We start from the raw sequence: 426 nt of genomic DNA on the forward strand, positions 1-426 counted from the left end.
GGGGGTTGGTGCGGAGTGCGGAGTCGGAGAATCCGGGGCGGTTTGTGTTGGTGGATGTGGAGTCTGCGGGTGCGGGTGTGGTGGAGGGGGTGCGGGCTGCGTTGGCTGCGGAGGAGTCGCAGGTCGCGCTCCGGGACGGACGGGTCCTGGTGCCGAGGTTGGCCCGGGTTCGGGGGGCGGCCGAGGTGGCCGAGGCGTCGGCGCCGGCCGGGCTCGATCCTTCCGGGACGGTGCTGATCGTGGGTGGCACGGGGGTGCTGGGTTCGTTGGTGGCTGAGCATGTGGTGGGGGTGTGGGGTGTGCGGCATGTGGTGTTGGCGAGTCGGCGTGGTGGTGAGGCTCCGGGTGTTGGTGAGTTGGTGGAGCGGTTGGGTGGGTTGGGTGCTGAGGTGCGGGTGGTTGCGGTGGATGTGTCGTCTGCGGATG

General features: G+C 70.2%; 1 protein-coding gene. It reads left to right on the top strand.

Annotated elements, in window-relative coordinates:
- Positions 1-50 precede the first annotated feature (50 nt).
- A partial coding sequence (locus AAHZ94_RS35050) for a KR domain-containing protein (protein WP_349997682.1) occupies positions 51-426 on the top strand: 376 nt, incomplete at its 3' end.

This window comes from Streptomyces sp. HSW2009 (assembly GCF_040240285.1).
Classification (GTDB): domain Bacteria; phylum Actinomycetota; class Actinomycetes; order Streptomycetales; family Streptomycetaceae; genus Streptomyces.